This is a genomic window from Desulfococcus sp., assembly GCF_041737845.1.
GTDB lineage: Bacteria > Desulfobacterota > Desulfobacteria > Desulfobacterales > Desulfococcaceae > Desulfococcus.
Genome location: NZ_JBGSQX010000147.1, coordinates 1 through 14,907, shown reverse-complemented (window position 1 = coordinate 14,907; position 14,907 = coordinate 1). Strand labels below are relative to the sequence as shown.

Here is a 14,907-nt window from a genome sequence, read left to right as displayed (position 1 = left end):
GAATGGTCTATGAACACAGCGGCCCCCCATCGACAATTCGCTTCCCAAACCCCGGCCCCGGACGCCCTGCCGGACGAGGCCGTCAGGCTCGCCGCGGAATGGCAGGACAATGCCAACGCCCGGCTCACCTTCCGGGAGAAGAGCCACCAGCGGCAGATGATGCGCCTGATCCGGAACCCCCTGGACAAGGTCATCCTGACCCGGATGATCGACCAGAGCTTCCGCTCCGGGGACAACGCCCGGGTGGCGAACCAGGTCCGGCACGTGCTCACGACCTACGGGGTCCCCGAGTTCTTCTCCATCCCGGAGAAGCTGCTGATGCGGCTGTTTCTCGCGGCCGGCCATTACGCCCCCAACACCGCGATCCCCAGAATGATCGAAAAGATCCGGGAAGACAGCGCCCGGTCCGTCATCCCCGGGGAAAAGGCGATCCTGGACGCCCACCTCAAAAAGCGGCGGGGCGACGGGGTCCGCATGAACCTCAACCACCTGGGCGAGGCGGTCCTGGGCGAGAGGGAGGCCGAAGGAAGGCTTTCCACCTACGTCCGGGACATGGAAGATCCGTCCATCGAGTATATCTCCGTCAAGATCTCCACCATCTTTTCCCAGATCAGCTCCCTGGCCTTCGACAACACCGTCTCCGTCCTCAAGGGGCGCCTCTCCCGCCTGTTCCGGGCGGCCGCAAACAACCGCTATGTCCGGAAAGACGGCACGACCGCGCCCAAATTCGTCAACCTCGACATGGAGGAATACCGGGACCTGTCCATCACCCTCGCGGTCTTCACCCGGACCCTGGACCAGGACGAGTTCAGGGATTACTCGGCCGGCATCGTGCTTCAGGCCTACCTCCCGGACTCCTTCGAGAAACAGAAGGAGCTGACCCGATGGGCCCGGGACCGGGTCGCCAAAGGCGGCGCGCCCATCAAGATCCGCATCGTCAAAGGCGCCAACATGGAGATGGAGCTGGTGGAGTCGGCCGTCCACAACTGGCCCCTCGCGCCCTACGACAACAAGCTGGACGTCGACGCCAACTTCAAGCGGATGGTCGATTACGGCATGCGGCCGGAAAACATGGCGGCGGTCCGCCTGGGCATCGCCTCCCACAACCTCTTCGAGCAGGCCTACGCCTTTCTCGCCGCGAAAAAAAACGGCGTGACCGGGCATGTCTCCTTCGAGATGCTGGAGGGTATGGCCAACCACGTCTGGCGCGCCCTCCGGGACACCACCGGCGGGGAGGTGCTCCTCTATGCGCCGGTGGCGGCCAGGGAGGAGTTCATCAACGCCATCGCCTATCTCGTCCGACGGCTCGACGAGAACACGGCGGATGAAAATTTCCTGCGCTACTCCTTCAACCTCGCCTCCGATTCGCCTGAATGGGTCTTCCTGAAGGAGCGCTTCCTCGCCTCCTGCCGCCGGAAGGCGCAGGTCGGGAGCACGCCCAACCGCATCCAGGACCGGAACACGGAAACCCACGACAAGGGCCGCGGGACCTTTCACACCGGGGAGTTCATCAACGAGGCGGACACGGACTGGTCTCTTCCCGCCAATGTGAGGTGGGCGGAGGCAGTGCGGGACCGCTGGATGAAGCGCGCAGGGGACGCGCCCGAGGAGATCCCCGTCGTCGTCGCCGGAGAGGCGGTTTTTGCGGGGCGGAAGCTCGTGGAGGTCATCGACCCCAACCGTCATGCCGAGGGGATCGTTTCCGCCCGGTTCGCCCTGGCAGGCATTGAGGACGCGGACCGGGCACTGGCCGCCGCCAAGGCCGACCCGGACGGGTGGCGGCGCCTGCCCCACGCCGAACGGCACCGCATCCTCTCGGCCGTGGCCGTCGAACTGAGGAAGGCCCGGGGAGACCTGATGGGCTGCGCCGCCGCAGACACGGGCAAGCTCTTCACCGAGTCCGACCCCGAGGTCTCCGAGGCCGTGGATTTCGCCGAGTTCTACCCCGGGTCCGCGGGGGCCTGGGAGCGCCTTTCCGGCGTCTCCTGCCGGGGCAAGGGCGTGACCCTGGTCATCACCCCGTGGAATTTTCCCATCGCCATCCCGGCAGGGGGCATCCTGGCGGCCCTGGCGGCGGGAAACACCGTCATTTTCAAGCCCGCGTCGGCGGCCGCCATGACCGGGTGGCACCTCTGCCAGTGCTTCTGGCGGGCCGGAATCTCGCAGAACACCCTCCAGTTCGTGCCCTGCCCGGGGGCGTCGGTGGGCCCGGGGCTCACCCAAAGCCCGGAGGTCGACGTCATCATCCTCACCGGCGGCACGGATACGGGCATGGAGATCCTGAAGAACCGCCCCGACGCCCTCCTGGCCGCCGAGACCGGCGGGAAGAACGCCACCATCGTCACCGCCATGGCCGACCGGGACCAGGCCGTCAAGAACATCCTCCACTCGGCCTTCAGCAACGCCGGCCAGAAATGCTCGGCCACCTCCCTCGTCATCCTCGAAAAGGAGGTGTTCCACGACCCCCACTTCAAGCAGCAGCTCGTGGACGCCGCCGAAAGCTACGCCACGGGGTCGGCCTGGCAGTTCCGGAACCGGATGGGCCCCCTCGTCCACCCGCCCGCGGGCGAGCTGGCGCGGGCCCTGACCCAACTCGAACCCGGCGAGGAATGGGCCCTTACACCCCGAAACCTGGACGGAAACCCCCACCTCTGGACCCCGGGGATCAAATGGAACGTCCAGCCCGGCTCCCGCACCCACATGACCGAGTTCTTCGGGCCGGTGATCGGGGTCATGAAGGCGGAGAGCCTGGATGCGGCCATCGACCTCGTCAACCAGACCGGTTACGGGCTCACCTCGGGCCTGGAGAGCCTGGACGAGCGCGAGCAGCGCCTCTGGAAAGAAAAGATCGAGGCCGGAAACCTCTACATCAACCGCGTGACCACCGGCGCCATTGTTCTGCGCCAGCCCTTCGGCGGGATGAAAAAATCCGCCCTGGGCGCGGGCATCAAGGCCGGGAGCCCCAACTATGTCGTGCAGTTCATGGATATCGAGGAGACCGGCTTTCCCCGGACCGGGGCCATCGAGAAGGACTACCGCCTCCTCCGGGTGGCCCAGGCGTGGCGCCTGAAACTCGCGGCGGGGCGGATGGCGGACCACCGGGAGGATATCGAAAAGACGATCCGGGCCATCCACAGCTATATCTACAACGCCGAGCAGGAGTTCTTCCAGGCCAAGGACTATTTCAAGATCCGGGGGGAGAACAACGTTCTGCGCTACCTGCCTGCCGGCACGGTGCTGGTTCGGGTCGACGTGCGGGACACCCTGTTCGAGGTGCTGGCAAGGATCGCAGGCGCAGCGGTCGCGGGCTGCCGGGTCATCGTGGGCCTGCCCGCGGGGCTGGAGAACGGGGCCGCCGCGTTCCTTTCAGGGGAGGACGGCAGGCATTTCCTGGCGGGCATCCCCGTCGTCCGGCATTCGGACCGGGACCTCGTGGAGACGCTTTCGGATGTGGACCGCATCCGGTATGCCGCGCCCGACCGGGTCCCCATGGCCGTTTTCGAGGCGGCGGCCCGGACCGGCTTCTACATCTCCCGGAGCCGGGTCCTGATGGAAGGCCGCATCGAGATGCTCAACTACTTCCAGGAGCAGACCGTCTCCCACAGCTACCACCGGTACGGGAACCTGGGGGAACGGGCCCTCCTGAAATAACCCCGGGGCCCTTAGGCGCCGCCGGTCATGGGATCGGCCGGCGGCCCGCACTCCGGAACGTGGCTTTCCAGGTCCACGGGGACGGAGAAGACGATCCGGGTGCCCCGGCCGGGATCGCTCGACCGGTGGAGGGTCCTGCCCAGCATCCGGACGCGCTCCTCCATGGCGATCAGCCCCAGCCCCCTTTCCGGCCGGCACCAGCCCTTGACCTCCGTGGGCTCGAACCCCCTGCCGTTGTCCTCGATGCAGACCGTCACCCCGTCCCTCCCTCGGACGGCCGACACCGTCACGCGGGTCGCGCCGGCGTGCTTGCGGATATTCGTGAAGGCCTCCTGGAAAATGCGGTAGACGATGACCTCCGTCTCCCGGCGAAACAGGTGGTCCAACTCCTCCATGTCGAGGGAGACCCCGACGCCCGTCTGTTCGGTAAAATCCTCGATCATCCGCCGGATGGCCGCCGAGAGGCCCAGCTCCTCCAGGAGCGCCGGGCTGAGTCCGTGGGAGAGCCGCCGGGTATTTTCGATGATGCCGATGATGTGCCGGTTGGTGTTCCGGCAGGATTCTTTGATCTCCGTCTGATGCCCCTCCAGCCCCTCCTCGATGCATTTCACCTGGATGGTCAGCACCGCGAGATCCTGGGCCAGCTCGTCGTGGAGGGCGTAGGCGATCCGCCGCCGCTCGTTCTCCTGGGCCTCCAGCAGGCCCGAAGAGAGAAAGCGGAGGTTCCGCTCCGATTCCCGGAGCGCCTCCTCGGCCGCCACCTGCGTGGTGATGTCTTCATAGGTGAGGATCTGCCGGCCGTCGGCCAGGGGGACATTCCTGAACCGGATGACCCGGTCCCGGCCGTCGCCGCACCTCACCCGGAAGGTTTTGGGCGTGATGGCCCGGACCGTCCCCATGGATTGAAAGGAGTCGGCCGCCCAGACCTTCCGGACCATGTCCCGGTAGGACGGGTCCGGGTAGGCTTTTTCAAACCATGCCGACTTGTCCGGGATATCCGCCAGGGTGTAGCCGAAGGTCTCGATGAACCTGGGGTTGAGGTATTCGAACCGCTGATCCGGATGCATGATGGACAGGCCGAAGGGCGCATGCTCCACCAGGACCCGGGACCTCTCCTCGCTCTCCCGAAGGGCGCCCTCCATCTCTTTCCGCTGCCGGACCTGTTTTCGCAGGCGGCCGGCGGCGATGCCGACGCCCCCCAGCCCGAAGAGCCACAGGAGGGCGTGGCCCATCACGACGGCGTCATGATACGGCCGCATCGCGGCACGCAGGGGCGCCATGGGAACCGAAACGGTGATCCCGCCCCGGATCTCGCCCTCCCGGTACCCCTGCTTCCCGTGGCATTTGAGGCAGCTAGCCTCGGCGACCAGGGGCCGCATCAGGCGCATGTAGGGCACGCCGTCGATGGCCGCCGGTTCGCTGACCTCCTCCCCGCCGCCCTCGAAGGCCTTGAGCGACGCCGCCTCCCACGCGTCCGGCGCGTTCCCGGGCCGGATCGGCCGGAGGCTCGTGATATGCCCCCTGATGGCGTAGGGCCCTTCCTCGAGATCGTAAACCAGCCGCAGCATGTAGGCCGGGTTGAGCAGGGTCAGACGGAGTCCGTCGGCCGTCGTCAGGTCGCGGTGCGGAATATCGAGGTAGGGGTTGGGCGGCGCGAGATCGGATACGGGGACATAGACCCCGCCGTGGCGGGAATTCCAGCGGCGGTAGTGGATGTCTTTATGGTAGGCGGTCCGGGCCTGGATGCGGGCGTTCTCCTGAATGTTGAGCTCGGAATGGACCCGGTTCCAGACGAGCGACAACAATACGACCACCGTCCAGACGACGGCCGTCGCCCAGATGTAGCGGTTCAACTGCACGAACGTCTTTTCTTGAGGAGGGTTCACAGCGCCCCTGCATGTGGGCGGCCTGAGTCATGAAACCGCCCCGAAGAGGTTAGGGTCACCCCGCGGATTTTTCGGCATCGAGATCCGCCCGCGGGTCGAGGCGCAGGGCGATCCTCGACGGGCTCTCCATGGGCAGGAAGCCGACCTGTTCCTCGACCGGAATGATCTCGACCTTTTCAAAGCGCCGCAGGAGCCCTGTCACGGCGGCATACAGGCCGGCCACCATGGCGGTGTAGACCATCAGGCCGTAAGGGCTCCCGGTCGCGTCCATCACCCTGGCGGCCCCCACCGGCCCGATGGCGGCGCCGACGCCGTAGCACAGCAGGAGGCAGGCGCTGACCGGCACGATCTCCTTCTGCTCGAAAAGATCATGGGCCCGGGCCACGGCCACGGGATACACCGTAAAGATCAATCCGCCGAAAAGCGCCATGACCGCGATCATGAGCCAGTAGGAGATCTGGGCCACGAAAACCGCCAGGAGCGCGGCGCCCGCGACCAGCACCGCCAGCACGGGCAGCACCAGGGTCCGGTCGAACCGGTCCGACATGCGGCCGACCGGCCACTGGAGGGAGAGGCCCCCCAGGATCGTCGCCGTCATGAGGATCGAGATCTCGGAGACCGACAGATGGATCTGGTGGCCGAAGACCGGCCCCATGGCGTAAAAGGCGCTGTTGATCAATCCCGCCGACAGGCACCCCAGCATGCCGATGGGTGCCCTCCTGAAATAGGGGAGGATCTGGAAACTCCGGACCGCGGGCACCTCCGGGTGGATGCCGTGGGTGACCGCCACCGGCACCAGGCTGAAGGAGATGAGAAACCCGACAAGGAAAAAGAGCTCCCGGCCGGCAACGTCCCCCGCGTTGAGAAGCTGCTGGCCGATGCTCATCCCCAGGTAGCTCATGATCATGTACACGGAAAAGATGCGGCCGCGCGCTTTGGGCTCCGTGCATTCGTTGAGCCAGCTTTCGATGACCATGTAGAGGCCCATGGTGGAGATGCCCGTCAACAGCCGCAATACGGCCCAGGCGACGCCCGAGAAAACCAGCCCGTGGAGCATGACCATGGCCGTCGTCACGGCGGCGAATCCCGCGAAGGAACGGATGTGGCCCACCCGCTCGATCAGCCGGTGGCCGTTGACCGACCCCAGGATCAGCCCGATAAAGTAGCAGGCCATGACGGCGCCGGTGGCCTGGGCGGAAAAGCCCGCCAGGGTCAGTTTCAGGCTGATGAGGGTATTGAGCAGGCCGACCCCGGTCATGAGGATGAGGGCGGCGGCAAAAAGCATGGTGAAGGGTACCAGGGTCGAAACCATCTTGCGCATCAATCGGAATCTGGAGGGTTGACATTCGCCCGCGACGGACCGGGCCGGAAAAAACCGGGCCTGACGGCGGGCCTTCCCATCACGGAAAGTCCGCCGTGGCAGATGGGACGGGCATACCACAGGCGCGATTCACTTGACAATGATGAAATTGACGCACGGCCCGGCCTGTTGCAGGTCAATAGGCGGTACGGATACCCTCGATCAAATCGAAATTCATGAATTATCTCAGAACTTAGATGGATGGAACGGGCGGTGGACCCGGGGAACCATCAGGCGCTTCCTGAGCGCTGATGGAGCCGGGGCCGATCCCTGCGAACCCTCCCCCGCCAAAAGGAATACCCCATCAAGAATTGGAGATGAGCATCGCTTTCAGGCCCTTTCAACTCCTTGCATCAAAGGATCGACTGCGATATAGTATGTCAACATACTCATCGATGGAGGTCATGATGAACACAGTCACTGTTTCCCCCAAATTCCAAGTCGTCATCCCTCGTGATATGAGAGAGGCAATGGATATTCAGCCCGGCACCAAGCTCCAGGTCCTCCAATACGAAAATCGTATTGAACTTATCCCTCTCAAAAGCCCCAAAAGCTTGCGAGGGTTCCTGAAGGGGATAGACACGAATGTGGACCGGGAGATGGATCGTATATGAACCTTGTGGATTCCTGAGGCTGGCTCGAGTATTTTGCCGATGGCGCCCATGCTGATTTCTACGCATCCGCCATTGAGGATACAGCCACGCTCATTGTACCAACCATCTGCATCCTTGAGGTTTTCAAACGCGTACGTCAACAAAGAGGTGAAGATGCCGCACTCCAGGTCGTTGCCGTAATGCATCAAGGGCAGGTTATCGCCTTGAGTGCAAGCATCGCCCTTCGGGCAGCCAAAGTCGGAAGCGAACTCAAGCTGCCCCTTGCCGACAGCGTCATACTGGCGACCGCTCAAGCCCATGGGGCTCTCGTTTGGACACAAGATGCGCACTTCAAAGACATTCAAAGCGTAAAATATATCGAGAAAACATAGCCTGTCACAGAAAATTCCCCATCAGGATAAACGGCGCCCAGTAGAAGGGATGGGCGTAGGGCGCGTGAGGCGACGGCGTAAAGGCGCCTTCGTCATCGTCTGCCACGACGACGCCGCGATGCTCCCGTTCATGGGCCTCCATATCATGGCGGCCCTCCAGAAATTTCTGCTGAACCTGCCGGAGGGATTCCGCCTTGCTCAATCCGTGTTCATTGCGAAGCTGATAGAACAACTGCATGAAGGTCCCCGTGCTCACATCGGCCACCGGCCACAGGGTCGCCAGGATGGCGCCGGCGCCGCGTTTCTGGGCGAGGGCGGCAAAGCTCTCGATCTCCCTTCCCCGGGCATCCTCGCCGCCGACGGCGGTTTCGCAGGCGGAAAGCGTCAGCAGATCGATGAATTTAAAGGGATATCGCCTGCTTTCCAGCTCGGCCAGGGAGAGCCGGCCGCCGTCGCCCAGCAGAAGGAAAGAATCCTCCGCGGTCCCCGGGCGAAAGGAGAAATGGGTGGCCAGATGAATGAGCGGATACCCCTGCCCCAGCATCTCGGCCAGGCCGGCGGCGGTAAACGCCTGATTAAGGAGCACCTTCCCCGGCAGGACCCCCCTGAGGTCGGTCTCGTCGTCCTCCTTGACGATCCCGTCCAACTCATCCGCCACCGCCGGCAGTTTGCTGAATCCGGCGATCTCTTCACTCGTGCCCAGTCCCGCGATGCGCGGGTCCCGGATCTTTTTCTCCCCGAAGAGGGTTTTGGCGGCCGGGGTGAACAGGGCGAGGTTCCAGCGCTCCGCCAGATAGCGCTTTCCGTCGAACAGGGCGGCAAACGGCAGGTAGCGCAGCGCGCCGTCCAGGGAGACCATCAGGGTTTCCACCTGAAGCCGGGCGAGGTCCTGCTCGATGGGCGACACCAGAAGATCGTAGAGCGCCCGGGCCTGGGGCCGGGGGTCCCGGTCGGGACGGACCAGGGTCTGCCTGAAGTAGAAGACCAATCGATTGAGATCGGTTTCGGGGATCGGGATGCGATACGGAATCTGGATCGATGGCGCTGTCAGAATAACGCTGACGCTGTCGCCTGACACCAGAAAGGTCGCGATGGCAGTGCGCTTCTTGAATTCCCCCAGCTCTCCCTGGATGGCCTGAAGGCTTTCCAGGTCCTTTTCGCCGAATGCAATTTTGTTCTCGTAGCTCGCTTCGAGATGCTGAAGGTAGGCTTCAAAGGCCTCCTGAATCTCATCCGCCCTTTCATACAACTGGTCCAGGCGGCGCTGCTCCTCATGGGTAAGGCCCTGCTCGCGCCGTCGGGTCTCCAGTTGGTCCATCTCATAGCCGAGTTCGCCCAGCTCACCGTCGAATGCCGCAAGCCTTTCGATCGGCGGCTGCTCCGTTACCGTTATCACGACATCATCGACCGATGCCTCCTCGGGTCCGCGGGTGTCGAGGAAATCCAAATATTCCTCCTCCTTGAGCAGGGACAAGACCTGCTGGGCCTCCAGAAGCCGGCCTTGCCGGATGAGCAGGTCGGCGACATGCCGGTAGACGCGCGCCTTGTCGGATAGGTAGGACAGACGCAGCGGCTTTTCGATAGCGGCCATCCCGCCGCGGGTGTTCTGGATCGATTTCAGCGCCTGCTTGCCGTAGAGTATCGCCACGTCCGGCATGGACAGGTCTTCGTAAACGTAGCTCAACCCGTCGTAGGCCCGCCAGATCAGCTCGGGCCGCGCGGCACGGCTGTTGAAAAAGAGCGCTTTCATGTAGGCGGATTTCGCCTGCGGGTACCCTCCCCGCTGCCGGTGCAGCAGGGCCAGATTCTGCCAGGATGCGCTCTGCCCCGGCAGGTCGCCGATGGCCGCCTTGATCTCGATAGACCGCTCCAGATAGTCCTCGGCCGCACCGAGGTTCCCCATACGCCAATAAGTCTCGCCGATATTGTTCAAGGCGCGCGCCTCGCCGGCGGGGTCGTTTAATTGCCGTTTGATCCTGAGGGAGCGCCGGTAATACCGAAGGGCCTTGCGGGGCTGGTTCAGGCCCCGGTAGAGGGCGCCGATATTATTGAGATGGTTGGCCGCCCGCTGCCGGTCCCCGATCTCCTCCGCAATCGTCAGGGCAGCCTCGCAATGCGCAAGCGCCGGGGCGATCTGGTTCAGTCTGTTGTAGGTGATGCAGATGTTCCCCAGGACCTTTCCCTCTCCGGCCCGGTCTCCTGTCTTTCTCCGGAGGGCAAGGGAGGCCTGTTGATGGGAAAGGGCCTCCGGGTATTCGGCCTGAGCATCGAAGAGGAGGCCGAGGTTGTTGAGGCTGCGGGCCTCGCTCCTTTCGTCCCCATGGGCCCGCGCCAGGCTGATCGCCTCGTTGAAAAGCGGGAGGGCCGCGTCGAGCTGCCCCTGATCCTGGAGCAGGGCGGCGATATTTCTCAGGCTCTCGCTTTCCAGATGCGGGTTGTTGAGTTTGCGGGAGATCATGAGGGCGCGATCGAAGTACGGCCTCGCCGCCGCGTAACGGGCCGTTCGTCGGCATGCCAGGCCTTTTTGCATCAGGGCCATGCACAGCATCTCCCGGTCGCCGCCCTCCTCCAGAATGCGGAGGGCCCCGACCGCATGGGCCAGGGCCGCGTCATACCGCCCCATGCCTTCGTTGGCCTGGGAGAGCCGCACCAGGAATTCGGCCTCGCGGGCGGTGCGCCCCCCTTCCCGGGCCGACGCAAGGCCTTTTTGCCAGGCCTTCTCGGCCTGCGGGTACAGCCCCTCGTTGTAGGCCCCAAGGCCTTGGCGGTAATACGCGTTTATGACCTCGTCCACCGAGGCCGGTGCAGGCATCCCAACGCACCCTGCCAACAGGAGCAGGGTAATCATCGCACCGCCGCGGCCAAGCATCGCAGCACCGCTTTTGCGCCGGAAACCCTGATCTGCTTCCATCTTCCTCATTCTACCTCAACTGCCCTGGCTCCTCCGAGGGAACCCGCCTGATCGGTTTCTGATCCAGAACCGAAGGTTTTATGCGTATCACTCTGCCTGGGTTCACCGTGCCGTCACCCGGGGATTGTGGTTCAACGCTGGATTGACCGTCCGTATTTGGCGCATCCGGATATTGCGGTTCAGCATTTGGACGACTGTCCGTATCCGAGGGAGTGACGCGATCCCGTGACCTTGAATTATCGAAGATTTTCCATATATCTAATAGGATACCGCCTCGCGAATCCGGGTCGGAAGCGGGTGGGGTGGGCTCTATTCGAGCTTCCCTCAATCGCCAGAAGTTTTTCCGCCAACGGGTCATCGCTTGGACTTCTCCCGGCGTGACCCTGCGGATGGGGCTGATCCCGTCGCGGGACAGAACCACCTGATGATAACCGGGCACCCTCCTCACGTCCGAAGGGTTGGCGTGGCGCCAGACCGAGGCCTGCCCGTTGATGGCGGTGAAGACGGTCTCGCCGTCGTCCCGGGTCTCCACATGGTAGGACGCCTCCGCCCCGGGGGTCTCCATGACGCCCTGATTCGTCGAAACGATATGGCCGCAGCGCTTGGCGGAGCCGTAGATCCGCCCATGCCTGAAGTCGCGGACTTCAAGCCCGCAGTCGATCCCGGCGGCGGGGGAAAATTGGATGATGGCGGCGCTGGCGGGGCCGGTGGCAACATGAGCGCCGTTTTGGATCCGCATATCCCTTAACACCCTTTTTCCATCGAGCCGGACATCATTACCGGCGGTTTTCAGCCGGCCGATCGCCCCGGGCTGATTCCGGATAAAAAAGCGGGGGTCGGTGTTCTGGTCCATCTCGACGACGCTCGCCGGACCGCTCCCCCCGCCACTCGGGGGTGAAACACACCCGGCCGGCAGGGCGATCATCAGCAGACTGAAAATCGCTCCGATCTTTTTCACGGCAAACAGTGATGGCTTCATGGCCTTGTCCTTTCCGATCCAATGTTCAGGCAGCTGCCGGCGCCGAGCAGCATGGCGGGCTCGGCTATCGACTATCTCCGGAACCACTCCTGGAAAAATCGCTCCGGTTCGGGCGGCACGTTCCGCTCGATCGCCGGAGGGTCCGAAACGGGCTCGCTGCTGTATGAAATCGCCATCCCGGCCGTGTTGACGCCGATGGCTACGGCATAGATCGTCATGGAATTGATGAGGTAATAAATGATCCGGTGATGGACGGCGACCGATTTGTCGATCCAGACCACGAGCCCGAGCAGGAGGCTGACGACCAGCCCCGTCCAGTTTCCCGGCAGCCCGAACTGGCTCACCAGGGTCCCGGTGATCATCGTGGTGACGGCTCCGGCAACCCCGGGGGTCATCATCGCTTTGGATTTCAGGAATTCGTCCATTCGGCACCTCCCTTGGCTTTTTCCGGGTTTATCTGCCGCAGTTCCGCTGGGCATTGCAGATGTCGGCCAGGGGCCTTGAGCCCGGCTGACCGCGGAAGCTGATTCCCTCTTCGGCGATGCGGCGGTATCTCCAGCAGGACTTGAGCTTCATCGACCCCCGGTCCCAGCGTTCCCAGTCGGGCTTGTACTTGATCTTCTGGTATTCCACCCCGGTATCCGGTTCCACCGGCAGGTCGCGGGGGTTGCCGTCCCATCCGTGGGAGCCCCACGCAATGCGCTTATCCGGATCAATAACCATGACCACGTGGCCGTCGCCCCGCCCGTCGTCCCGGTAGACCAGAATATCTCCGATCTCGAGGGTCGGGTCATCGGAACAACTTTCAAAGGCATCGCCCATGGGGCTGCCCCGGCCCGCCATCATGGCCGTCGAGAGATATCGATCCCCCCGGTTGTAGGGCACCCCCGACCGCGTGAAGACGAACCAGACGGCCCTGGAGCAGTCGATGCCAAGCTTGAGGTTCTCCTCATCCGTTGCCTTTGTCCAGGCGTGCTGCTTGTAGGAAAAACCGTCCCGGGCCGAGGCGCTGGCCAGCCAGTCCGCTTTCGTCAGCACCTTGAACAGCACGCTCCCTTCATCGGCCGGCAGATACGGACGGATATCGAAATTGGCGATGGTGTATTCGCGCCAGTTCAAGGCCCCGGCCGCCCCTTCGCCCCTTTCGGCAAACCGGTTGTTGGCCTCCACCGCCATGGTGACCGTGCTGAGGGTCCAGGTGGTCGTTTCCGCCGATTCCTCCGCGACCACGCCGACGCCCCGGGTTCCCGGCTGGAAATAGCGGTTGAGCGCCCGGGCAAGCCCGCTCATCCCGGGGCCCCGGCTGGCCGCGGTCCGGGTGAACTGGCTCCAGGAGACGGGGTTGCTTTCCTGCGTGCCGAAGACCAGGATGCGGTCCCGGACATCCAGGGGCGGCATGCCCCGGAAGGTCTCCCCTGTGGCGTCGAAGGTGACGCTCTCGCCGGGCTGGAGCCGGACCTTCCGATCATCCCCGGGCAGGGCGAAAATGCCGCCGTCCGTTGAAAGAATAAGCGCGCCCACCAGGAGGGGTATGGGGGCTTTTTCCGAGAGCGTCACCTTGAGGTTCCAGGCATGGCAGAGCGGGACCGCCTGGTGGCTGTTGGGCGCCGCCTGCCGCCAGACGCCGACCGCGCACTTGTTCTGCCTGGCCGTCGGGGCCGGGACCAGGGAGGCCTGGAGGGTCTGGTTGTCGACAAAATCGCCGCCGCCCTCCCCCCGCAGGTGCAGCAGGGCCTTCTGTCGCGCGTGCTGCCACAGGCTGTCGGGCACCTCCTGGTCCACATTGGGGTAGAGATTTCTCATGCGGTTTTCCGGGCCCCGCAGGCCAAGACGATTCTCGTCAACCATGCCGAGTTCGAAGTCTCCGGGCCCGTCGACCAGTTCAACGAGCATTCCGGCTTCTGCATTCCGGGCGACAAGATCCCGGATTTTCCGGGCGGTTTCCTCGGGAAGGCCGCCGTCCTCATTCGCGGGCCTGAGCCGAACCTTCAGGGTCGTGTAGGCATCCGCGGGCCGGACCAGCACCGCAAGATCGCCCTCCGCGACGGCGCCCCGATTCTCCGCGACCGATGAAACCACCCCCATGGCATTCAATCCGGTCATCTCGGTCACCACGACGGTCGCCCTGGCCTTGCCGGGGTCCCGGGTGCCTGCCCCGTCCACCCGGCCGTCATAGATGCGAAACTCCGCCCCTTTCCCGATGCCGGGCAGGGGCGGGCCGCTCAACGCAATCGGCGGCCCGACGGCGGTCACCTCCCATGCGACGGGATAACTCCGGCGCTGGTTTCCTAAAGCCGTCCGGGTCAGGTCTCCCTGAAAATAGGGGATCTGGGGGCTTTCCGCCGCCACCAGGGCAGGCACCTGCCTGGCGATCTGTGCGTAGGTCATGGGCGGGTCGCCGGCATCCGACATGACACGGAGCAGGGCGTCGGTAAAGATGCCCTTGCCGTTTTTCTCCAGGGCGGGATTGCCGTCCGTCGCGGCGGTCAACACGACGAGCCCCGGCATGGCCTCCGTGATCCATCCGCCGCCCCCGTCGCCCGCATCCCCGCCGGCCGCAGGCATCTCAGGATCGTCCTCCATGGGCGTGAAAAAGCGGGCAAGGGCCGTGCCTTCGTCCGGGGCCCGGGTCGCCGTGCCGGAATTGCAGGAATCCAGGATGACGGTGATGTGCTTCGTCTGTTGATAGAGGCGGGCCAGCATCCGGTTCAGCTCGTCGTCCAGGAGGTCTTTGACGCCGTCCGTCCGCGCGTCGTGGAACAGGAAGGTTTCGTCCCATTCGTCGGGCTCGTCGCCGTTCTTGTCCCGGGCCTGGGAGCCATGCCCCGCGTAGAAGATGACGGCCACGTCGGTTTCCCTCGCACGGGCGACGAGCAGGTTGTCGAACGCGGCCTTGAACCCGGCCGTCGTGGCGTTTTCGTCGAGGAGCATGCAGACGTTTTCTCTGGGAAAGCCGTAGCCGTTCTTTCCGGTCAGCATCTCGTAGAAGCGCCGGGCGTCATTGGGGGGACCCGGAAGGTCCGGCACCCTGGGGTTCTTGTATTCGCCGACGCCGACGACCAGGGCAAGGCGGCGCACGCCGTCTGATTCGACAGCATCGGCCCCGCCGCAGACGGCGCCCGGGGCGCCGCGGCC

The 14,907-nt window shown here is 64.2% G+C and carries 9 protein-coding genes; 3 read left to right on the top strand and 6 right to left on the bottom strand.

Going from position 1 to position 14,907, the window contains the following annotated elements; all coding sequences use genetic code 11:
• Positions 1–9 precede the first annotated feature (9 nt).
• Positions 10–3,651 carry a proline dehydrogenase family protein gene (locus ACEW8N_RS17975; protein ID WP_373501236.1) on the top strand — a complete coding sequence of 1,214 codons (3,642 nt, stop codon included), beginning with the start codon at positions 10–12 and terminating at the stop codon, positions 3,649–3,651.
• A gap of 11 nt (positions 3,652–3,662) precedes the next feature.
• On the opposite strand, the gene ACEW8N_RS17970 is transcribed toward ACEW8N_RS17975, so the two are convergent.
• Together ACEW8N_RS17970 and ACEW8N_RS17965 are read right to left on the bottom strand one after the other, a co-directional pair.
• Positions 3,663–5,537, bottom strand: a complete 1,875-nt coding sequence (locus ACEW8N_RS17970; RefSeq protein WP_373501235.1) for a DUF3365 domain-containing protein — start codon at positions 5,535–5,537, stop codon at positions 3,663–3,665.
• 55 nt (positions 5,538–5,592) lie between these two features.
• Positions 5,593–6,849: an MFS transporter gene (locus tag ACEW8N_RS17965; protein ID WP_373501234.1), complete on the bottom strand. Its 1,257-nt coding sequence runs from the start codon at positions 6,847–6,849 to the stop codon at positions 5,593–5,595.
• Positions 6,850–7,148: 299 nt separating this feature from the next.
• Between ACEW8N_RS17965 and ACEW8N_RS17960 the strand changes: the two genes are divergently transcribed.
• Both ACEW8N_RS17960 and ACEW8N_RS17955 read left to right on the top strand, forming a co-directional pair.
• Positions 7,149–7,511 carry an AbrB/MazE/SpoVT family DNA-binding domain-containing protein gene (locus tag ACEW8N_RS17960; RefSeq protein WP_373501233.1) on the top strand — a complete coding sequence of 121 codons (363 nt, stop codon included), beginning with the start codon at positions 7,149–7,151 and terminating at the stop codon, positions 7,509–7,511.
• Positions 7,512–7,582: 71 nt separating this feature from the next.
• Positions 7,583–7,882, top strand: a complete 300-nt coding sequence (locus ACEW8N_RS17955; RefSeq protein ID WP_373501330.1) for a type II toxin-antitoxin system VapC family toxin — start codon at positions 7,583–7,585, stop codon at positions 7,880–7,882.
• A gap of 4 nt (positions 7,883–7,886) precedes the next feature.
• Here the strand turns inward: ACEW8N_RS17955 and ACEW8N_RS17950 are convergent, their stop codons facing one another.
• The 4 genes from ACEW8N_RS17950 to ACEW8N_RS17935 all read right to left on the bottom strand — a co-directional run.
• On the bottom strand, positions 7,887–10,694 hold the full coding sequence (locus ACEW8N_RS17950) for a CHAT domain-containing protein (protein ID WP_373501232.1): 2,808 nt from the start codon (positions 10,692–10,694) through the stop codon (positions 7,887–7,889).
• Between the two features lie 109 nt (positions 10,695–10,803).
• The gene (locus ACEW8N_RS17945; RefSeq protein WP_373501231.1) at positions 10,804–11,772 is read right to left on the bottom strand and encodes a hypothetical protein; all 969 of its coding nucleotides are present in this window, start codon (positions 11,770–11,772) and stop codon (positions 10,804–10,806) included.
• 71 nt (positions 11,773–11,843) lie between these two features.
• Positions 11,844–12,197 carry a hypothetical protein gene (locus ACEW8N_RS17940; RefSeq protein ID WP_373501230.1) on the bottom strand — a complete coding sequence of 118 codons (354 nt, stop codon included), beginning with the start codon at positions 12,195–12,197 and terminating at the stop codon, positions 11,844–11,846.
• Positions 12,198–12,225: 28 nt separating this feature from the next.
• Positions 12,226–14,907: caspase domain-containing protein (locus tag ACEW8N_RS17935; protein ID WP_373501229.1), on the bottom strand; the 2,682-nt coding region annotated here is incomplete at its 5' end.